Below are 21,144 nucleotides of genomic sequence, written 5' to 3' on the forward strand. Positions count from 1 at the left end.
GAACTCAGAAGTGAAACCGCTCAGCGCCGATGGTAGTGTGGGGCCTCCCCATGTGAGAGTAGGACATCGTCAGGCATCAAAAAGCGAAAATCCCCGGTCTCTTCTGAGGCTGGGGATTTTTTTTGCGCCTCTGCAAAGCCTGCCGATGTCCGTCGGCCATAGTGATTCGGCCCATCCTTGGGCCTCACCCCTTCGGGGCGCCGTGAACGGCGTCCAAAACGGCAGTCCTGCCGTTTTGTCAGGCATTAAAAAAAAGCAAAAATCCCTATCGACACTGCCGGTAGGGGTTTTTTGTTTTTAATCCAATTCGATTTCTCATTTCGTATAAAGTTAGTTGCTGATTCTGGTTGGATTATTTTACTAAGGACGTTTATCCTCGAGAATCGTTCAGGTGACATACAGGCTAAATCCACGCAACGTGAACATCCAGATTACTGGACCACGATCAATGGGGAACGCTTATGACCTCTGGAAGCACTAACAAGACCATTAGAGAAGCAGTGGCAGTATTCTACGATGGTGAACAACTGAAAAAGACCGTAAATGCCTTGCTTGAAGCCGGTTACACCAACGATCAGATTGGTTTGCTGGCAAGCGAAAACTCCATCAAAGCCTCCCTGGGCGATTTTTACCACAGAACCAATGACAGTCAGGATGCAGGTCAAAAGCCTGTCACTGCCTTCGTCGGCAAGAAAGACGGCGAGACAGAGCAGGGTTCTTTTGGTGGCAGTCTGTTCTTCATAGGTACCACAGGTGCAATGGGCGGGGTTGTCGCATCTTCCGCTGTGCTGGGTGGTGCCTTGATGGCGGCTTTAAGCGGCATCCTCGCCGTTGGTCTGGTGGGAGCTCTTGCTGGCAAAATTATCCATCAGAGTGACGCAGATTATCTGCAGCAACAGATTGATGAGGGACATATATTGCTGTTTGTACGGATAATCGATGAGGACAGTGAGAGAGAACTAAGTAAACTGCTCGAATCAGAAAGCGGTGACAAGGTTCGTATCTGTGAGATTAAGGTTTGAGCCTGAATCACTTTTCTGAACCGGGTCGGCTAGAAATGCTCAGCTACTGAGCCGGCCCGTCAGCCATATCCTCCGTTCCTGCAATACCTCTCAAACCATCCTTCCTGACGCTCTTTATCAATCTTGGCTCGCTATTTGCCTGATTATTGGCTAGTAGTCCTTTCGTACGCGCTGTGCATTGCCTGTCAGTCCGTACCTGGTCTCTGGTGTATCAGTACCTGTCACACTCAGAGAGTAATATTCTGCGCGGGGGGTCGTTATGATCTGTGACATGTTAGTTATTGGGGGCGATGGGGATCTGGCTTACAGAAAACTGTATCCAGCACTGTATCATCTGCACGTAGCCGGATGTTTGTCTCCCTGTCTGAAGATTGTCAGTGTCTCCCGTACTCAGGACAAGCACGACTCATTCAGAGATAAAGTGCTGGAAAAGCTCTCAGAATATCTGGATGTTGAGGCCGTAGATTCTAAACATGCGCAAAATTTCGCATTGCGTCTATTCAGTTATGCCGTTGATGCAACCAGCGAGACTGAGCTGCGGGTTCTGAGCCGGGATGTGTTTACTGATACAAAAAGGGATTTGATAGTTTATCTGGCTACCCCTCCAGGAATTTTCGCGCCTGTCTGTCAGTCACTTTGGGCTGTAGGGTTGGTACGCCCCAATATGCGTCTGGTGATAGAGAAGCCCCTGGGACATGATCGTGAAAGCTTTCTGGAAATTAACGAAAGCCTGATGGGGATCTTTGATGAGTCACAGATTTACCGGATAGATCATTATCTTGGTAAGGAAACTGTCCAGAATCTTCTTACATTGCGGTTTGCAAACGCACTTTTTGAGCCCCTGTGGAACCATACTTACATTGATCATGTGCAGATTACCGCCGCGGAAACAGTCGGTGTGGGCGGTCGCTGGTCTTTTTACGATAAAGCCGGTGCGCTACGTGATATGGTCCAGAATCATTTGCTGCAACTGCTTTGTCTTTTGGCAATGGAGCCGCCGGCCTCACTCGACCCGCATGCAGTACACGACGAAAAACTCAAAGTGTTAAGAAGCCTGGCACCAATGAAAGGCAAGGCGGTCGCTGAGCACACTGTCAGGGCTCAGTACAGCCAGGGTTCGATTGGCAACAAGATCGTTCCTGCCTACCTTCAGGAAGAGGGTGCAGAAGGCAGATCCGCCACTGAGACCTTTGTGGCCATCAAGGCGCATATCAATAACTGGCGCTGGGCTGGCGTTCCGTTCTATCTGCGCACCGGGAAGAGGCTGGCTCGCCGTTACTGCGAGATCGTGGTGCAGTTCAAAGAACTTCCGCATGCGATCTTCCCGGATCAGACTGGGGCAGGAAATGCGAACAGACTGGTAATACGACTTCAACCTGAGGAAGGTATCCGTTTGCATTTACTCAACAAAGTGCCAGGGCTGGACGAACAGAATCCGCTTGAGCCGGTGTCTCTTAACCTTTCGTTAACTGAAGCATTCACGGACCGCAGACTGCCAGAGGCGTATGAAAGGCTTTTGTATGATGTGATGCGAGCCAACTCTACATTGTTCATGCGCGCGGATCTTGTGGAAGCCGCGTGGTCCTGGGTTGACGATATTCGCAGTGGCTGGCAAAGCAGCAAACAGAAAACGGTTTTCTATCCGGCAGGTAGCGTGGGTCCCACGGAGAGTGTGGCACTGATAGCACGCGATGGCCGCTACTGGCAGGATTGATGATGAGCTGGTACCTGCATGAGTTTTCTAACAACGACAGCCTGGTCACAGAGTTGACCGATCGTGTCGTACGGCTGATCAAAACCGCCGCCGCTGCACATGGTCATGTATCTTTAGCGGTGTCTGGTGGCAGGACACCCGTGCCGCTTTTCGAGAAACTTTCTACTCAGCCACTGCCCTGGTCTGATGTGATAGTAAGCCTGGTGGATGAGCGCTGGGTGGACGAAGACCACGCAGATTCCAATGCTGCGCTGGTGCGTCGATCACTGCTCAGCGGAGCAGCCGGCGAGGCGCGCTTTATTCCGATGAAGCTGTCGACAACGGAGGCTCACGCCGCTCGGCCGCAGCTGGATGCATTGCTGCGCGTGCATGTCATGCCGCTGGATATCGTGCTGCTTGGCATGGGCGAAGATGGCCATACGGCATCATTGTTTCCGTCCGCCAGGGGGCTGAGTGAGGCATTGGATATTTCCCGGACAGAGTTCTGTAGCGTCATCGAAGTTGAGGGCATGGCCTATCCGCGCATGACTTTAACACTACGAAGTCTACTGACGGCTCGTTACCGGTTTCTTTATGTAACCGGTCAGCGCAAGCTCCAGGTACTTGAGCAGGCGTTCCAGCCCGGCGCCGTAGAAGAGCTACCGGTGAGAGCCATCCTGCATTCTCCGGGCATCACAACACATATCTTCTACACTCCAGAAGACTGAAGGCACAGGGGGTTCACCATGGTGACGATTCATCCGGAAGTCGAGGCTGTAACAGCAGATATCCGTCAGCGCAGCCTAGAGCAGCGGCAACGTTATTTGAACCAGATGTCAGAAACGATGAAGCGTTTGCCTCCGCGCAAAGGCTTGTCCTGTGGAAATCTGGCTCATGCCTGGGCGGCTTGTGCCTCGCATGAGAAACAGGTGCTGGCCAGCATGCAGCAGCCCAACCTGGGGATGGTTACGGCATATAACGATATGCTTTCCGCACACCAGCCTCTGAAAGACTATCCAGAACGGATCAAACAGTTTTCCGCTGAAATTGGTGCCACGGCTCAGGTAGCTGGTGGTGTGCCAGCCATGTGTGACGGCGTGACTCAGGGACAGCCCGGCATGGAGCTTAGTCTGTTCAGTCGGGATGTGATCGCCATGGCTACCGCAGTAAGCCTGTCGCACAATATGTTTGATGGGGTTTTGTGTCTCGGCGTCTGCGACAAGATTGTTCCGGGTCTGCTTATTGGTGCACTGCAGTTCGGCCACCTGCCAGCGGGATTTATCCCGGCTGGCCCAATGGGCTCGGGTATTCCGAACAAAGAAAAGGCCATGGTTCGCCAGCGCTATGCGCAAGGCAAGGCAGACCGCGAGGAGCTGCTGGCTGTAGAGTCTGGTTCATATCACAGTCATGGCACCTGTACTTTCTACGGCACCGCCAACAGCAATCAGGTAATGGTTGAAATGCTGGGAGTACAATTGCCGGGAGCTTCGTTTGTGCATCCGGACGACCCTCTGCGTCATGCTCTGACCCGGGCCACGGTGCAACGTGTGGTCGCTGCTTCAGCCAACTCTCAGCACAGTCGACCACTCGCCGCGCTGGTGACGGAGTCATCGCTGGTCAATGCTGCCGTTGCACTGCTGGCAACGGGTGGCTCTACCAACCACACTCTCCACCTGTTGGCGATTGCCTCCGCTGCGGGTATCACTCTGCGCTGGTCGGATCTTGACCGTCTGTCGCGTGTAACACCCTTACTGGCTCGCGTGTACCCCAATGGCGAGGCGGACGTGAATACATTTCAGGCAGCTGGCGGCATGGCTTTTCTGGTTAGAGAGTTGCGCGGCGCAGGTCTGCTGAATGAGGATGTTGTGACCCTGATGGGAGAGGGTATGGCCGACTACGCCAGACGTCCTGTATTACAGGACTCAGGGGAGGTAAGCTGGGTTGACCACGAGGCAGCGAGCACGCGCCATGACGTCCTGCGCCCGATCAGTGATCCCTTCGTGTCCGAAGGCGGATTAAAAATGCTGCAGGGAAATCTTGGCGAAGGAGTGGTCAAAACCTCAGCAGTGGCTGAGCAGCATAGGCGCGTGACGGCGCCCTGTCGTATATTCGACTCGCAGGAGGCGCTTGGTGCAGCGTTCAAAAACGGCGAGTTGACCGGCGACCTTGTGGCCGTTGTTCGCTTTCAGGGGCCACGCGCCAACGGAATGCCCGAGCTGCACCAACTGACACCAGTGCTGGGATCGCTGCTCGACAATGGCCAGCAGGTTGCGGTTGTCACAGATGGAAGAATGTCTGGCGCCTCCGGCAAAGTGCCTGCAGCAATTCATGTGAGCCCTGAAGCGCTGGACGGCGGTCCACTGGCAAGACTCTGCGACGGAGATGTGCTGACCCTGGATACCGTGACAGGAGAGCTTAAAGTGCACCTGGATGATCAGGAATTGGCGCAGCGACCATTGGCGAGCCCGCCACCAGAAGATCTCTTGCAGACCTCCCTGGGCAGGCAGTTGTTTACCAATATGCGGGCAGTGGTCGGTCCAGGCAATCTGGGCGCGAGCAGCCTGTAAACGTTGTATCAGCATGCTTGAACAGGAGTATGGCAATCATGGTTTACCTTCGTGAGCAGCTTGATGGTGTACGGGTGCTGCCGGTTCTGCAGGTCGAGTCTGAGGAGCAGGCAGTTGGTTTGTGCCGGGCGTTGCAGGCCGGTGGATTGACAGGTGTTGAAATCACATTAAGAACAAAGGCTGCGCTGGCAGCCATCAGCGCGGTAAAGAAAACCCTGCCTGATCTCATGGTTGCAGCTGGTACTGTCAACAGTACTCGCGATATGGAGTCAGTCGCTGCGGTGGGTGTCGACATAGCCGTCAGTCCGGGCTTGACGCGACTGCTGTCCGACTGCGCGCGAGATCTGAGCATGCCATTTCTGCCGGGGGTCAGCACGGCTTCGGAAATCCTCGGGGGGCTGGAGCTTGGTTATACGACATTCAAGTTTTTCCCCGCGGAAACCAGTGGCGGCGCCGCAGCACTCAGCGCTTTTGGTTCCCCATTCCAGGGAGTCAGCTTCTGTCCAACAGGAGGCATAAATCGGGAGAACCTGGCAGACTATCTGAAGCTGCCCAATGTCATCTGTGCCGGCGGCTCCTGGATGGTGCCAAAGGATCTGCTGGCGGACCGTGACTGGCAGGCCATTGAAACTCGGGCGCGACAACTGGTTGAGTTTCTGGATCAGCTTAATGTGAGGAAATCCTGATATGTCCGCTCCAGTACTGCTGGCCGATATTGGCGGCACACATGCCAGGCTAGCGTTGTTCTATCCGCATTCCAGGCCACAGGAAGATGCTGCTGCCCAGCTATGGTGCGTCGAGAAATTGCGTTGCGCTGATTTTGGGCGAATTCAGGGCGTTATTAATGCCTATCTGACACTACCCGAAGTCAGGAAGCATACTGCGCCTGAAAAAGCTGTGCTGGCGGTAGCGGCGCCAATCGACCAGTCAAAAGTAAAATTCACCAACTCCGCCTTTGAATTTGATACCGTTGAGTTGGCCGCCGAGCTTAAGCTATCGGTCAAGATTCTTAATGACTTTGAAGCTCAAGCCTACGCACTTGCATGGATACAACATCTGCCCGTGCGCTGGTTACAGGAAGGTGCTCAGTCTGCATACGAAGGACTTCGCACCACCGCGGGCCCGGGTACCGGTTTCGGTGCCGCAAGCCTGAGTCGTGGTGGCGAGGTGATTAGCTGTGAACCCGGACATGTCGCTTTCGCCCCGCAGAATCAGCAGCAGGTCAGGCTCCTTTCCCAGTTGTGGTCGTGGTATCCGCGGGTCACTGTAGAGCATCTGGTTTCTGGCCCGGGGATTGCAAATATCTATGCAGCACTCAGCACCCTTGGAGGTCAGCCAATGACGCCGCGCGAGGCTCCGACTCCGGAAGCCATCAGTTGGCAGTTGATCGACGATAAACAATCTGTCGACTCGACCTCCTTTGCTGTAAACACCATGAGCATGTTCAGCTCAATTCTCGGGGCTGTATGTGGCGATCTGGCATTGGCGCATGGCTGTCGAGGAGCCTTTCTGGTCAGCGGCCAGCTGATTGCCTCATTGGGTAGAGGCTTCGATGAACGACTGTTTCTTGAGGCTTTTCATGACAAGGCTCAATATGCAGACTGGTGCCGGGCGATCCCGGTAGGCCTGCTGCAGTCTGACTGGCCTGGTCTTCAGGGTTGCGCGGCCTGGTATTGTCTCAACCGTTGAGTCAAAGCCCAAGGCGCGGGATGGTGAATAGAATCACCACCCCGCACGTGTCATGTTTACTGCTTTCGAAACGCGTAGATGGCGCCCAGTACGACCGCAATCACACCGCCAATCAGATACCACATTGTTTCATCAGTGAAGCGACCAGTGACTGCCTCTGTTACTTGCTCTCCCACAGACTGGGATGACTGCCAGCCAAAAAATAACAGCAGTACACCGAGGACCAAAAGAACAATACCGATAACCTGTTTGCTTGGCATAAAAAAACCTCCGCAATTGATGGTTGGAATCTGAATTCATGCTGCTGTAGGTGCTGTCGTTTCCTCCCCTTTGGCCGACGGGTGTCAGTGTTCAGGCCCGCGTTTCGATAATGCGAACCCAGTGAATTGGCAAATTTAGCTGGCTGGCGGCGAGTTTTATGCATACCAGCAATGGTACGGCGAGCAGGACGCCGATAAAGCCCCACAGCCAGCCCCACATGATCAGCCAGAGCATCAGGACCAGAGGGTTCAGCCGCATATGCTTGCCAAGAATTGTGGGCGTGACAAACTGAGCTTCCAGACCATTGATGGCAAAAAAGATCAGTGCAGGCACGACCGAGAATGCCGTGAATCCATATTGAGCCAACCCAGCCAATGTGAGGACAGTCAGACTGATGAACATCCCTACATACGGTGCGAAGTTGAACAGTCCAACAAGAACTCCCCAAAGCAGCGCATCTTCTACTCCAATTATCCAAAGCGCGGCAGCAGTCGTTAATCCGAGCAGGGCGTTGATGATACTCACCGTCAGTATGTAGCGGGACAGCTCAACTTCGATGGTGTCCACCAGGCCGTGTGCGGCATCTTTATCGCTCACTTGTGGCAGGTATGTGATGGCAGAATCGAACAGTCGAGGGCCAAACACGAGCAGAAATATCGTCAGGGTCAGGCAGGTTATCAGCTGCGCGAGAAAAACCGGGGCTACACCGAGCAGGTAGACCACAATTTCTACGCCACCCTGTGTGATTCTCTCTGTCACCGCGCTATTGCCGTCGTCCTCAGCGCCTTCTTCGTCTGCGTCATCACGTCCGAACAATCTGGAAAAAAAATCCCGGGAGGGATCATTTTCGCTGGACTCCTGTGTCTCGCCTTCAAGCGCGGAGGTCAATGTGTCTATCTGTTGTGTGAAGTGCGCAGACAGTTCTGGCACTCGCTGGGCCCACTTTTGCGCCGGTTCAGCCAGTTCCATGCCCAGCAGCGTAAATGGGACCGCAAGAATACAAAGCAGTGAGACCGCCGACACCACACCTGGTACATGGAAGCGTCGCAGGGCCTTCACGGCTGGGCCGAGCAGCAAGGTAAGCAGCAATGCAACTACTATCGGCACCAGGAGGGTTTTTGCGAAATACAGTGTGTAAATAAATGCCAGTGCAGCGAGTAACTGCAAAGACCTTGCGGTTATCCGCGAGGGAGACATTCGTCTGCTGGACGGTCGCTTTTTGTCCGTTGCATCCATGAGTAACGGGGGTCCTAAATTGGGTTGATAATCCTTATCAGCAGCGGCTGTAAACGCTTGGCAGTAATTACTGCTGATAAAAGTGCTGACAGTCGTGCGCGTCCGGTTGCTTTACTGGCAATCAACCCTGCCGCTATTCCACCGAGAGGAGCCAGCCACCCATAATGACGGTGGATCAGCTGCAAGGGGCGCCGGCCTCCAATCCAACACTGCGTTCTGGCGGCCAGAACCTGGTACTCAAGAGTCCTGATGTGATCCTGTCGGTCTTTGCGGTTCATTTGAGAAGTCCTTGCTCATCTCGCGGATATGTTTGCGTGTCACTGGAAGAGAAAGTGAGCGACGGTACACCGAGATCAATCGTATCAGTAACAACGCAGTCAGACACTGGATCAGAAAAAAGCTGAGGAAGCCGACCCAGGGTGCCTCAAAATACGAGTAACTTAGCCATGATAAAAATATAGATAAACCCAACCAGCTCAACAGAACCAGTGGAATTAACAGGAAGGCGCATAACAGCATACGGCTCAGATCACCGGCGGCCAGCCGAAGTTCTGCTTCGAACAGGCGCGCCAGTGTGCGTGCGAGAACAATAAGCTGATTCAACCAGTTGAACCAGATGTCGATCTCACTGCGCTGTGTCGCGCGCGCCTGGGCCTGTTCGTCTTCCGGCGAATCGCGATACTGATCGCTCATGCGCGTATGCGCCCTAGCGTTTGAAGAACACTTGAGATAACAGGTACCCGCCGATGAACGCGAAGGCCAGCGCATTTATGGGCTTTTCGCGAGCGTAGTCGCTGATAGACTTGGCAATATCCTCGGCTTTTTCGCTACCTTTGATCAGTTCATCAAGAGCCTCTTCTTTAAGCTCTAGTCCTGCCGAACGGGCAGCTTCCCGAAAATGCGCTTTCGCCTCCAGCAGCTTTTCAAATGCTTCGCGTGCCTCAATCTTGCTCACGCTGATGTCTGCTTCCGATCCTTGCTTCTTGGCAGTCGCCATAACAGCTCTCCTTTTGCGAGTTGGCGTGGATGTAGCCTCAGACTTGCTTCTTCATACTAATTAAACTCGGGACAACTGGCAAATCAGTGTCTGCCTGGCTATCACTAGATATTGATCAGTATCACGTACAGCAGGGCGCCCGTCATACCGAAAGCCAGGAATGCGAGCAGGCCATCTCTTGAAATCAATGCCAGCCCAAAAGCCATCCAGATGGTTCCGGCTATGTTGGCGCTAAACGGAATGAATTCCAGCGCTGGTGTTGTCATCGCCACCAGAATACTGATGATCGCAATGATATAGGCGGCGACGCCGTGAACCAGCAGTGTGAATCTGGGGCGCAGCACGCTGTCAATGGCATTGGCGGGGCGCTTGAACCAGCCAATGGCTTTGGTCAGTTTGTCTGCGGAAATCGAGCGCTGCAACAGCCAGTCTGGCAGCCAGAAATGCTCTGACCTGAATAAAACCTGCCCGATCATCAGTATGACAATCAGACCCATGGTGATGGGTACGCCCGGTATGTCGCCGACAATCGGTGCCATCGTAATCAAACCTGCCAGCAGCAGGACTGGGCCGAAGGTCCGGGTACCTATCACATCCATGGCATTATCAACTGAGACGACCTGCCGCTGTTGCGCCATCGTCTCAAGGCACTCCAGCATGTCCTTCAGGTCATGGATGTCCGGTGATTGCTCGTTAGCCTCAGTAATGGCAAACCTCCTGTTAACGAGAAAAACCTGGCGTCGCCGGTATGGTTCTAGCCTGGCATGGGGCTGACACCGATCAGGTAGACATGCAGATACATGGCAAAAACCGCCCAGGACACGATGCCGATAACGATGGTCATGATGTCGCCTTTCAGCGTACCACTGCTATAAGTCACTGCGTTGACACGATCGCGACGTCGCAAAATCACGAACCCCATCACAGCCCATGCCAGGAAGCCGCCGAAGAGCAGGATATCCGCGAGTGAGCCGTTGGCCAGCAGATGCGCCAAGGCCCAGAACTTTACACCCAGTAACATCGGGTGCCCGATTCGGGCTTTAATTCGATTGGCAGGTACGTAAGTCGCAACCAGCAAAATGAATGCTGGCAGCGTAAGTAGCAGTGCCAGGTGCCGCAAGCCCGCTGGCGGCTGCCAAAGCCAGAATGGCGTCTGTCTGGCGATACCGTAACCGTAGACAATCAGCACCAGGGATACAACTGACAGCACGGAGTAAACGCCTTTCCAGCCGCCAGCGCCCATTCGCTCGATCATGCGGCTGCGCAGCGACGGATAGAGAATTGAGGCGGAGTGCGTGGTCAAGAAAATCACCAGGCCCGTTATTAGCATTATCATGTTGGCTCATCCTGTGTCTGCTGGGTATCCCGTGCAGAATATCGAAGTCGTGGGCGACTGCGCAATGACGCAGCGCCTTTAAATCGCTAGAATGCGGACAAAACTACAAAACTCTGGGGGAATGACATGTCTGATTTAATGATGGAAGGGCTGAACCTGGCCCTTTATGGCATGGGGTTCGTGTTTGTATTTCTTATTGTGCTGGTCGGCCTGACCACTGCCATGTCTGCCATCGTAGCCCGTTATTTCCCCGCACCGGTTGTTCCGGTGTCCCCCCGAAGTAGTGGACGTAAGCCCGCTAAAGGCAATAAATCCAGCGCATCGTCAAATGATGAGCAGCAGCGCGTAGTGGCGGCTATAAGCGCCGCCATCAAACAGCACCAGAACACGCGGCGCGGATAGTTGCGCACCCATCATTTAAAACAATCGTGAAAATAATAAGCTAAGGGACAGATTCAATGAGCCACTCCAGCCAACCTCTTGCGATAACCGACGTCATCCTGCGTGACGCCCATCAATCCCTGCTGGCAACCCGGATGCGACTGGATGACATGTTGCCGATCGCAGACAAACTGGACCGCGTTGGCTTCTGGGCAGTCGAGTCCTGGGGTGGCGCTACATTCGACGCCTGTATTCGTTACCTGGGTGAGGATCCCTGGGAGAGAATACGCAAGCTCAAGGAAGCGATGCCCAATACGCGCCAGCAGATGTTGTTCAGGGGACAGAACATTCTGGGTTATCGACATTATGCCGATGACATTGTGGATCGGTTTGTAGAGCGTGCGGCCGTGAATGGCGTGGACGTTTTCCGGGTGTTCGACGCGATGAATGACGTTCGTAACCTGGAAATGGCAATCAAATCTGTCAAAAAACATGAAAAGCATGCTCAAGGCACCATGTCATATACGGTCAGTCCCGTGCATACCCTGGACAGCTGGCTGGAGATGGCCCGGCAGATTGAGGAGATGGGCGCGGACTCGCTGTGTATCAAGGATATGGCAGGACTCCTGGCGCCGTACACCGCGTACGAGTTGATCAGCGGACTGAAAAAAACGATCTCCATCCCGGTGCACATGCAGTGTCATGCCACGACCGGTCTGTCGACAGCCACTTACATCAAGGCGGTCGAGGCGGGGATTGATAATCTGGATACTGCAATATCGTCAATGAGTCTTACCTATGGTCACACACCCACAGAAACCATGGTCGCCATGTTGCAGGGGACCGAACGGGATACTGGGCTGGATATTGGTCTGTTGGAGGAAATTGCCTCCTACTTCAGGCAGGTCCGCAAGAAGTATGCAAAATTCGAGGGGGCGCTGAAGGGGATAGATTCACGCATTCTGGTGGCGCAGGTGCCTGGCGGGATGCTGACCAACCTGGAAAATCAGCTGCGAGAGCAGAACGCTTCGGACCGGCTGGATGAGGTGTTGGAAGAAATTCCGCGCGTTCGTGAAGATCTTGGTTTTATCCCCTTGGTAACACCGACTTCACAGATCGTGGGTACCCAGGCAGTGCTCAATGTCCTGTCCGGAGAGCGCTATAAAAACATCACTCGCGAGACGGAAGGGGTGCTCAAGGGTGAATACGGAGCAACACCGGCAGAGGTTGATAAAACGCTGCAAAAACGCGTATTGGCTGGCAAAGAGCCCATCACCTGCCGTCCTGCTGACCTGATTGAGGCAGAATTTGAAAAACAGCAGACTCAGCTTCTTAAGATTGCAAAGGAAGAAGGATTTGAGCTGGTCAACGATATCGACGATACATTGACCTATGCGCTGTTTCCCCAGGTGGCTCTTAAGTTTTTCCGCAATCGCAACAATCCTGACGCGTTTGAACCGGTGCCAGAAGCCGAGCAGCCAAAAACCGAATCCAGCAAGTCTTCTTCTGGTCAGAGCAAACAGACTGGCAAAGATAGTGGTGTCTACACCGTCGAGGTGGATGGTCGCAGCTATGTGGTCCGGGTCTCTGAAGGTGGTGATGTCAGCGCTCTGGCTGAACGCAAGCAGTCGGCCGACTCGCAGGCCGCGACGAAACAGGAAGCTGCAAAGGCATCAGGCGGTGAAACACATGACGTGTTGGCGCCATTGTCAGGTACCGTGCACAAGCTGATGGTAGCTGAAGGAGATGAAGTGGCTGACGGCGATGTACTGCTGGTTCTTGAGGCCATGAAAATGGAGACAGAAATTCGCAGCAACCACTCCGGTGTGGTCCAGGAGATTCTCGTCGATGAAGGCGACAGCGTCGGTTCCGGCGATGTCCTGGTCACGCTGGAGTAATAGCCATGTCACAATTGATCGAGCTGTGGCATTCCACAGGAATTTATCAAATTGAGCTGAAGCAGTTCATCATGATCCTTGTGAGCCTGGTGCTGCTTTATCTCGCAATCGCCAAAAAGTTTGAGCCACTGTTGTTATTGCCGATTGGCTTTGGGGGCATGCTTGCCAACATTCCGGGCGTTGAAATTGCAGTTGGTACCGGCGTGCTGGCACAGTTTTACGCCATGGGCCTGCAGACCGGTATTTTTCCGCTCCTGATTTTTCTGGGGGTTGGCAGTATGACCGATTTTGGTCCTTTGCTGGCAAATCCCAAAACACTGTTACTGGGTGCAGCCGCCCAGTTCGGTATCTTCGCCACCGTACTTGGTGCCTTATTGCTGAGTGATCTGGGGCTGTTTGACTTCAGCTTGCAGCAGGCCGCTGCGATAGGAATCATTGGTGGGGCAGATGGCCCAACCGCCATTTACGTCGCCGGCATACTGGCTCCGGAACTACTGGGTGCCATTGCGGTATCGGCATACTCTTACATGGCACTGGTACCGCTGATACAGCCGCCCATCATGCGAGCGCTGACCTCAGAAAGCGAACGGAAAATCGAGATGAAACAGCTACGGCCAGTGTCGCAGCGCGAGAAAATACTTTTCCCGCTGGTGCTTCTGGTACTTGTTGCGCTCGTCATACCAAGCGCTGCGCCTCTGCTGGGCATGTTCTGTCTCGGCAATCTGATGCGAGAGTGTGGTGTTGTTGATCGACTTACCAAAACCGCCCAGAACGCGCTTATCAACACGGTGACCATATTGTTGGGACTTGCTGTTGGCTCGCGCCTGATTGCAGATGAGTTTCTGGTGCCCAGTACACTTGGTATCCTGGCGCTGGGCATCGTGGCATTCTCGATTGGTACCGCGTCAGGCGTGCTGATGGGAAAACTCATGAACAGATTATCTGCAAGCAAGATAAACCCATTGATCGGGGCTGCCGGCGTATCTGCAGTGCCGATGGCTGCACGAGTGGCCAACAAACTGGGCACAGAGGCCAATCCCCACAACTTCCTGCTGATGCACGCGATGGGTCCCAATGTCGCAGGTGTCATCGGGTCGGCCGTGGCTGCCGGTATTCTGATTCAGATTGCTGGCTAGCGCACTCCAGTAAATCTTTACGTTCATGCTTTTGAGGATTACACACGCTTGTCTGGTGTGGAATCCTCTGTCACACTGGTGTCAATTTGGCAGTTTAGTGTCAATCCCACGAACTCATGACCGAGACATCTGCTGTGCCACTGCGCGCTATTTACTACGTACTCGATACAAATGTTCTGATACACGATCCCACCGCTGTCTGGAATTTCGACGAGCACCATGTGGTCATACCCATGACCGTCCTGGAAGAACTGGATAATCTGAAAAGTGGTCGCGGTGCTGTGGCCGCCGACAGTCGGCAGGCCATTCGCGAGATTGACCGTATCCTGGGCGACGCTGCACCTAAGGCTGTGGAGAAGGGAGTCCCCATCCAGCGTGGTGGTAAACAGAGTGAACCCAGCGGCATGATGTCGGTTCTGACCGGCGAAACACCAATCGATCAGCAGATACTGCCGCCCCACCTTAACGACAATAAAATTCTCAATGCGGTCGCGCTGCTCAAGCATCTGCATCCAAAGCGCAGCGTGGTGCTGGTAACCAAAGATATCAATATGCGGCTGAAGGCTAGGGCCTGCGGCATCGATGCGGAAGACTACCATACTGATCATCTGGTCACTGACATCAACGAGCTCTACAAGGGTTACCTGGAATTCGGTGCGGGGTTCTGGTCCCAGATTGGCGATGTTGAAACTGAACAGACTCACAGTGGACAGACCTTCCATCGTATTCCGCGCAGTAGCATCAATCATGATGTGTTTCCCAACCAGTTTTTCCTGGATGACGCCGGATTCGTTGCACGGGTCGTGGCTCTCACAGACACCCAAATAGTCCTGCAGCATCTGGATCGCGAACGGTTGATGTCACAGGAAACCTGGGGCCTGAAACCCAGAGATATTTACCAGGCCATGGCATTGAACCTGTTGCTCGATCCGGATGTGCATCTGGTCAACATGACGGGCTCGGCCGGTTCCGGCAAAACAATTCTTGCGCTGGCAGCGGCTATCGAAATGACGCTGACCGACAAGCTGTATCGACGCATCATTGCAACTCGCAGCACGCAGGGACTGGATGAGGATATCGGGTTTTTGCCTGGCACCGAAGCAGAAAAAATGGAGCCATGGCTGGGCGCAATTACGGATAACCTGGAGGCCCTGCACATGGACGATGAGAATAGTGCGGGCAGTATCGACTATGTCCTGTCGCGAGTTCCTCTGCAGTTCAAGTCATTGAACTACATTCGTGGTCGTAGTTTTCAGCACAGTCTTATCCTGATTGATGAATCTCAAAACCTTACACCTCACCAGATAAAGACGATTGTAACGCGGGCGGGCAATGGCTCCAAAGTGATCTGTCTGGGCAATCTGGCGCAGATCGATACACCTTACTTGACGCCCATCAGTTCGGGGTTGACCTATCTGACTGAACGGTTCAAGCATTTTGCACACGGCGGCAACCTGCAGCTGCAGGGAGTGCCCAGGTCGGCACTCGCAGCCTATGCGGAAGAGTATCTGTAAGACCCGACGCTACTCGCTTTCAACAAGCTGGTTCATGGTATGAGACGGGTTGTCGGGACAGGGTTTGCCGATGTGATGTGCAGGTACACCAACAACTGTTGTATGCGGCGGAACATCCTTTAGAACAACACTGCCAGCGCCGACCTTGGCGCTGCGTCCGATTTCAATATTACCAAGCACTTTTGCGCCTGCCGAAATCAGTACACCAGATCGTATCTTTGGATGGCGATCACCCTTTTCGTTGCCAGTGCCACCCAGAGTGACCGACTGCATGATGGAAACATCATCTTCAATGACGGTTGTTTCGCCGATCACGATTCCAGTCGCGTGGTCGAACATGATGCCTTTGCCAATAATGCAGGCCGGGTGGATATCCACGCCGAAGACTTCCGAGTTGCGACTTTGCAGATACAGTGCCAGGTCTTTACGGCCGCTTTTCCACAGGTGGTGGGCAACGCGGTGTACCTGTATTGACTGATAGCCTTTCAGGTAGAGAATGACCGGCAAATAGGCACTGGTGGCGGCATCGCGCTCATATACTGCTTTTATATCCACTGCGGCGGAATCCACTATCTGCGGGTTGTCCGCAAATGCACGATCAAACAGCTCCCGAATCGCGACAGCGGACATCACATAATTTGCCAGTTTGTGTGCGAGCAGGTAGCTGAGTGATGAGCTGAGGCTGTTGTGGTTAAGTACGCAGGCATAGACGTAACTGGCCAACAAGGGTTCCCTGGCGATCAGCTCACGCGCCTCCGCCTGTAATTCGTTCCAGATCGTATCAGACATAGATAAAACCGCTTACTTTGCTCTATTGGTGGATGTGTGGCGTGTTTGCTCAGCAGATCCGCGCATCTTACACGTATTGCAGCTCGAGCGTATTGCTTGCCTGCTGCAGGTGAGCCAGCTCAATGCCAGCAGCCTCCGACTGAGAAGCGATAGCCGCTGAGCGGCGCATCAGGGTATTGATCACCCTGGGTACTCCGTGGCTGAGTGAATAAATGCTTTCGATCACTTTGGTGCTTAACCATTCGCCTTCAGGAGTAAATCCCGCCAGCGCGAGGCGGGCCAGGATATATTGCTCTGTTTCCTCTCGGGTCAGTGCCCGCAGATGATAACACTTTTGCAATATTTCGCTCAGTCTGGCCAGTTTGGCAGTCGCCAGCCTTTCCTCCAACAGTGGTTGTCCAAACATCAGCAGCGATAAGTTGTCATTTTTGGCCAGGTGTTTGCTGATTACCAGCAGTGCATCGTTTGAAACGGCCTGAGCTTCGTCGATAAGGATCACGGAGTGGCGGGAGTCGCTGAGTCCGGCCAGGCGAATTTTCAGCTCCGTGGCTTCAATGGCAGGATAGGGAAGCAGATCGACGTCATATCGGCTGGCATGCGCTTTCAGACTGAAGAACATCTTTCTGCACAGCAGTGTTTTACCGGTGCCAGCGTCAGCGATTACCTTTAACAGCGGGGTGCGCTCATTGAGTGCCTGGATAATGTCCGCGTAGATAGCTTTTATCTGCTCCGATTGCCAGAGCAGACGCACGTCCGGCGTGTCACCAAAGACTTCTGCCGTTTCAGTCAGCGTAACCGGTTTCATGATGTGCCCGATAAGGCTGCCATGTTTTTGGTCCTTAAAATATCGCTAATGTTTCGCAGCCAAATGCCGTTAACTGACAATAATAACACCATTAGTGCCCGTGTCAGCGGGCCAGGCTCAGTAAGGCAGGAGTTCTCATGTTCAGTAAATTCACTATTCGCTCTCGTATCGGTCTTATCGTCCTGATCAGCGTTCTCTCGATTATCGGCTTGAGCGTGTCAATGCTCATGCAGGCGCGCGAGCAGTTCATGGGACAGCTACGCACAGGTAGTGTTAATCAGGTCCAGATGGTCATTGATGCCCTGGAAGGCCTGAATCAGCAAGTGTCGCAAGGCGTCATGACCGAAACCGAAGCCAAGCGCATGGGACGTTTCCTGATCAACAATACCATGGTCAGTGAGCGCAATTATTTGCTGCTCTACCACGAGCTGGGCGTTATTCTGGCCCACCCACTGCGTAATGTCGATGCTGCCCTCGACACAGAGGCTCAGGTGCGTGCAAACCTGGCGTCGACGGCAACCACGCCTGAACAGCGCATGCTCGAACTCGGCTATCGCGAACCAACCCCGACAATGACAGAAATCATTCATAGTTTCACGGGGGACAGCTACACTGGTTTCGCTGAATACCTGTATTACCCTGAGCCAGAGTTTGGCCGCAGGTTCCTGACCTACACCGATGATCCTCTCGCACACCCGCTGGCGGAAGTAAAAACAGTCTACTCAGAGCTTTTCGAGCCCTGGGGCTGGGTGGTCATCCATGGCCTGTTTGAAGAGGACGTCAATGCGATGTTCATGGAGTGGGTGGTCACTGCAGCCATGATGGTCATAGTGATTCTGGTCATTCTGATCGCGGCGGCATACTACCTGTCAATTTCCATTACTTCACCGCTGGTCAAGGCCAAGAGCTACATGCAGGATATCGCCCAGGGTTCTGGCGACCTGAGCCAGCGTCTTGCCGATGACGGCAGAGACGAGATTTCAGAGCTGGGCGCCAGCTTTAACACCTTCGTCAGCAAGCTGGCGGGGATCATCGGACAGGTTCTGTCGACCAGCGCCGAGGTAAGTGGCAAGTCTGCCCAGTTCTCTGACATGATCGAGCGTACTGCTGGACGTTCTGCGGCCCAGCTGGAGGAGACTGAACTGCTGGCATCCTCGACCACTGAGTTGTCATCTTCGCTCGCGGATGTGGCGGACGGCGCCCAGGCAAGTGTAAGCGCGGCAAGCGAAGCCAACGGTGCAACACAGAAGGCAACTCAGGTTGTGTCCAAGACCCGCTCCTCTGTTGAGCAGCTGGCAGGCTCCCTGGCGCAGATTCAGCAGCAGGTACATGATATGCGCGATCACAACGAAAAAGTGCATTCAGTTCTTGAGGTGATACAGGGTATTGCCGAGCAGACCAACCTGCTGGCGCTGAATGCCGCGATTGAGGCAGCACGTGCCGGTGAACAGGGTCGTGGTTTCGCGGTGGTAGCTGACGAAGTCCGCAGCCTGGCGCAGAAAACTCAATCTTCCACGCACGAAATTAACACCATCATTCAAAACCTGCAGGACAACACGGCTCAGATCGTCACAGCAATGGATGGCGGTGTCAGTCTGTCAAAAGAGTGTGTGGGCACGGCAAACTCTGCGAATGAGCTGCTGCAGTCAGTATTGTCTTCAGTGGCGCTGATTACCGACCGCAGTCAGGATATTGCCAATGCCGTCAAGCAGCAGTCTGAAGTAACCGATGGCATTGCCAAAAGCAGTGTCAAGATTGCAGGTGACGGCCGCGCCAACACCGAAGACTACCTGCAGTGCAAGCGTTACAACTCGGAGATCAACCAGTTGCTGGCGTCGCTGGACAACCTGGTCAGTCAGTTCAAACTGGGTTAATCGTCAATTCTCGATCCGTATCCGGCGTATGGCAGCCAGCTCACGCTGCCCGATGCCGGATACGGTTTCCACCGCCAGCTCATATTGCCCGTTCGCAAACTCCCTGGTATCCAGTTCTACGCTGAAACCCAGCAGGGGGGCCTGCGGGTCACTGCCGCCATCGGCGATCTCCACAACATCCTCGCGTGATATCTGTCTTTCAGTCTGTGCTGCTATTTCACGGTTCAGCAGAACATTGACAAGCTCAACGCCGTAACCCGGCGCCACGGCCCAGCCCGAGACGGTTACGGTGCCACTGAGGGTCGCATTCGCAGCAGGGCTATCAAGCCACACACTTGTCGGCAGCGGGCAGGGCTGGCCGGCGTCTTTGTCTGACCCAAGTGACGGGACATAGTAATAGCTGAAGCGTTTGTCTCCCTGATACAGAGAAAGCTGGTCAATAAATACCAGACTGCCCAGGGTCTGGCAGGCACGTGTCATGACTGCTGTTTTCTCGTTGATATCCAGAGTGCTGTCTTCAGTGACCAGCACTGCCGACCGGCCCGTGTGACGCGCCAAGAGCCCCTGGGTATCCAACTGCCAGATTGCATATTGTGTGTAGCGACCATCGCGAACGGTTTTATCCTCATCAATGGTGTAGGTAAAAGTGTCGGGCAAGGCAAAGCGTATCTGCGCCTGGGTGTAATAGTTATCTGTTACGATCAGCGAATTTTCTGCGATTGCATGGCGTTGATGCAGTGTCCGCAGGTCATCCGTCAGCGGCTGCCAGCCAGCCATTTTGTTGGACAGCACGTTGCTGCCAACAATTTGCTGTAACTGGTCATTAAAACCCTGAGAGCCAATACCGGCAAGAACCAGCATGGAGCCAATAAAGCCGGTCACCGGGATAGCGTAAACGGCGCGTCGGGCTGTAGATTGCTGCCAGTGCCCGCAAAGTGAGGCGAACAACTGACGGGCAGCCAGAGGCATCGCAACCAGTAGCGGCAGATAACCCGACAGGGGCCAGTGCAGGGTTGTTCGTGTGGTATCACTCCAGGGCGCCAGAATCAGATAGACTCCCAGGTTACACGCCGAGAAGCTCAGCAGCAGGCCTGCACGGGAGTCGCCTTTACGAGCCAGCCGGAACAGATACCAGAGCGTGTACCAGCAAAACGCATACATCAGCGGGGTGACGACCGCTGCCTGGATGAACGGATGCAACAGCCCTTCAGTCTGAAACTGCCACGGATGCCGGTCAAGCAAATGGTAGTCAAGCCCGCTCAGCTCATTGGTCAAATTGAAACTGAGTGCCGGATACAGACCGGCCGTCGCAATCAGGGCTGCCAGCCAAACAACTGGTTGGCGCCAGACCCACCAATGGCTTTTGCTTACTAGCAGAAACAGGGTAGCGGCAGCCGGGTACAGGACAAATCGATAGTGACTGCTGAGCCCCAGCGCTGCCGCGATACCCGCCGCGAGCCAGAAGCCTTTTCTGTTGGTACGCGTAGCACGCTCAGTAAACCCGATGAACAATATGCCCCAGAAAATCAAAGGTACATCTGGCACTGCCAGCAGCCCAAGAAAGGCAGCCATGGGCAGGCACAGCGTCAGAATGGCGGATTCGAGTGCGCGTCTGCTGCCGGTTACAGGCTGTGCCAGCCAGAAAATGAGCAGCGGCAGGCTGCTCCCCATGACAAGAAAAAGTATACGAACTGCCCAGGCATGATTGCCGCCCAGGTCGGCGCCCAGTCCTGCCAGCAGGGCTGTCATGAAGGGCAAGTCGCTGTATGCCAGCGCGGGAAACTGGGATGCCTGCCAGTAGAATATCTCATCGCTGTAGAGCTCAAGCCGAAAAGCCAGTGCCAGTTTGGTGGCCAGAATGCTGCCTGTCAGGGCGATCAGAACGAGTAACAGAGTTGGTTTGGCTTGGCTTGGTTGCATTGTGAGTGTTCCGGTTGAGGCTGCTT

General features: G+C 54.1%; 21 protein-coding genes. 12 read left to right on the plus strand and 9 right to left on the minus strand.

Annotation, left to right across the window (positions count from 1 at the left end; translation table 11 throughout):
- The 7 genes from QGM61_RS13090 to QGM61_RS13120 form a co-directional block, all read left to right on the plus strand.
- Positions 1–301 (plus strand): hypothetical protein (locus QGM61_RS13090; RefSeq protein WP_281133222.1); only part of this gene is annotated, 301 nt, incomplete at its 5' end.
- A gap of 160 nt (positions 302–461) precedes the next feature.
- Positions 462–1,022 (plus strand): hypothetical protein, encoded by a 561-nt coding sequence (locus QGM61_RS13095; protein ID WP_281133223.1) that lies wholly within the window; start codon positions 462–464, stop codon positions 1,020–1,022.
- 271 nt (positions 1,023–1,293) lie between these two features.
- Positions 1,294–2,736 (plus strand): glucose-6-phosphate dehydrogenase, encoded by a 1,443-nt coding sequence (gene zwf / locus QGM61_RS13100; RefSeq protein ID WP_237134620.1) that lies wholly within the window; start codon positions 1,294–1,296, stop codon positions 2,734–2,736.
- Positions 2,736–3,443, plus strand: a complete 708-nt coding sequence (pgl, locus tag QGM61_RS13105) for a 6-phosphogluconolactonase (protein WP_281133224.1) — start codon at positions 2,736–2,738, stop codon at positions 3,441–3,443. Before zwf ends, pgl begins: the two co-directional genes overlap by 1 nt.
- Positions 3,444–3,470: 27 nt before the next feature.
- The gene (gene edd / locus QGM61_RS13110) at positions 3,471–5,282 is read left to right on the plus strand and encodes a phosphogluconate dehydratase (protein ID WP_281133316.1); all 1,812 of its coding nucleotides are present in this window, start codon (positions 3,471–3,473) and stop codon (positions 5,280–5,282) included.
- 38 nt (positions 5,283–5,320) lie between these two features.
- A complete protein-coding gene (gene eda / locus QGM61_RS13115; RefSeq protein WP_237134618.1) occupies positions 5,321–5,968 on the plus strand; it encodes a bifunctional 4-hydroxy-2-oxoglutarate aldolase/2-dehydro-3-deoxy-phosphogluconate aldolase in 648 nt (215 codons plus the stop codon).
- A 1-nt stretch (position 5,969) separates the two neighbouring features.
- Complete coding sequence (locus QGM61_RS13120; protein ID WP_281133225.1) at positions 5,970–6,971, plus strand: glucokinase; 1,002 nt, start codon at positions 5,970–5,972, stop codon at positions 6,969–6,971.
- Positions 6,972–7,027: 56 nt separating this feature from the next.
- On the opposite strand, the gene QGM61_RS13125 is transcribed toward QGM61_RS13120, so the two are convergent.
- The 6 genes from QGM61_RS13125 to QGM61_RS13150 all read right to left on the minus strand — a co-directional run bounded on the left by QGM61_RS13125 (position 7,028) and on the right by QGM61_RS13150 (position 10,801).
- Positions 7,028–7,231: a DUF3185 family protein gene (locus QGM61_RS13125; RefSeq protein WP_237134616.1), complete on the minus strand. Its 204-nt coding sequence runs from the start codon at positions 7,229–7,231 to the stop codon at positions 7,028–7,030.
- Between the two features lie 91 nt (positions 7,232–7,322).
- Positions 7,323–8,399: an AI-2E family transporter gene (locus tag QGM61_RS13130; RefSeq protein ID WP_237134615.1), complete on the minus strand. Its 1,077-nt coding sequence runs from the start codon at positions 8,397–8,399 to the stop codon at positions 7,323–7,325.
- Between the two features lie 306 nt (positions 8,400–8,705).
- Positions 8,706–9,161, minus strand: a complete 456-nt coding sequence (locus QGM61_RS13135) for a hypothetical protein (protein ID WP_281133226.1) — start codon at positions 9,159–9,161, stop codon at positions 8,706–8,708.
- Positions 9,162–9,174: 13 nt separating this feature from the next.
- The gene (locus tag QGM61_RS13140) at positions 9,175–9,465 is read right to left on the minus strand and encodes a hypothetical protein (protein WP_237134613.1); all 291 of its coding nucleotides are present in this window, start codon (positions 9,463–9,465) and stop codon (positions 9,175–9,177) included.
- A gap of 104 nt (positions 9,466–9,569) precedes the next feature.
- Positions 9,570–10,124, minus strand: coding sequence for an exopolysaccharide biosynthesis protein (locus QGM61_RS13145; protein WP_237134612.1), 555 nt, complete (start codon positions 10,122–10,124; stop codon positions 9,570–9,572).
- A gap of 95 nt (positions 10,125–10,219) precedes the next feature.
- On the minus strand, positions 10,220–10,801 hold the full coding sequence (locus QGM61_RS13150) for an NnrU family protein (protein WP_281133227.1): 582 nt from the start codon (positions 10,799–10,801) through the stop codon (positions 10,220–10,222).
- Positions 10,802–10,927: 126 nt separating this feature from the next.
- Between QGM61_RS13150 and QGM61_RS13155 the strand changes: the two genes are divergently transcribed.
- The 4 genes from QGM61_RS13155 (at position 10,928) to QGM61_RS13170 (ending at position 15,730) form a co-directional block, all read left to right on the plus strand.
- Positions 10,928–11,203, plus strand: a complete 276-nt coding sequence (locus tag QGM61_RS13155) for an OadG family protein (RefSeq protein WP_237134610.1) — start codon at positions 10,928–10,930, stop codon at positions 11,201–11,203.
- 56 nt (positions 11,204–11,259) lie between these two features.
- Positions 11,260–13,080, plus strand: a complete 1,821-nt coding sequence (gene oadA / locus QGM61_RS13160; protein ID WP_237134609.1) for a sodium-extruding oxaloacetate decarboxylase subunit alpha — start codon at positions 11,260–11,262, stop codon at positions 13,078–13,080.
- A 5-nt stretch (positions 13,081–13,085) separates the two neighbouring features.
- Positions 13,086–14,216: a sodium ion-translocating decarboxylase subunit beta gene (locus QGM61_RS13165; RefSeq protein WP_237134608.1), complete on the plus strand. Its 1,131-nt coding sequence runs from the start codon at positions 13,086–13,088 to the stop codon at positions 14,214–14,216.
- A 116-nt stretch (positions 14,217–14,332) separates the two neighbouring features.
- On the plus strand, positions 14,333–15,730 hold the full coding sequence (locus tag QGM61_RS13170) for a PhoH family protein (protein ID WP_237134607.1): 1,398 nt from the start codon (positions 14,333–14,335) through the stop codon (positions 15,728–15,730).
- Between the two features lie 9 nt (positions 15,731–15,739).
- Here the strand turns inward: QGM61_RS13170 and cysE are convergent, their stop codons facing one another.
- Positions 15,740–16,519, minus strand: a complete 780-nt coding sequence (gene cysE, locus QGM61_RS13175) for a serine O-acetyltransferase (protein ID WP_237134606.1) — start codon at positions 16,517–16,519, stop codon at positions 15,740–15,742.
- 67 nt (positions 16,520–16,586) lie between these two features.
- Positions 16,587–17,324 carry an ExeA family protein gene (locus QGM61_RS13180; protein ID WP_281133228.1) on the minus strand — a complete coding sequence of 246 codons (738 nt, stop codon included), beginning with the start codon at positions 17,322–17,324 and terminating at the stop codon, positions 16,587–16,589.
- 137 nt (positions 17,325–17,461) lie between these two features.
- Between QGM61_RS13180 and QGM61_RS13185 the strand changes: the two genes are divergently transcribed.
- Positions 17,462–19,198 (plus strand): methyl-accepting chemotaxis protein, encoded by a 1,737-nt coding sequence (locus QGM61_RS13185; RefSeq protein WP_237134604.1) that lies wholly within the window; start codon positions 17,462–17,464, stop codon positions 19,196–19,198.
- A 3-nt stretch (positions 19,199–19,201) separates the two neighbouring features.
- Here the strand turns inward: QGM61_RS13185 and QGM61_RS13190 are convergent, their stop codons facing one another.
- Entirely contained in the window at positions 19,202–21,118 is a 1,917-nt protein-coding gene (locus tag QGM61_RS13190; RefSeq protein ID WP_281133229.1) for a glycosyltransferase family 39 protein, read from the minus strand.
- Between the last annotated feature and the right edge of the window lie 26 nt (positions 21,119–21,144).

This window comes from Pseudohongiella sp. SYSU M77423 (genome assembly GCF_029911965.1).
GTDB lineage: Bacteria > Pseudomonadota > Gammaproteobacteria > Pseudomonadales > Pseudohongiellaceae > Pseudohongiella.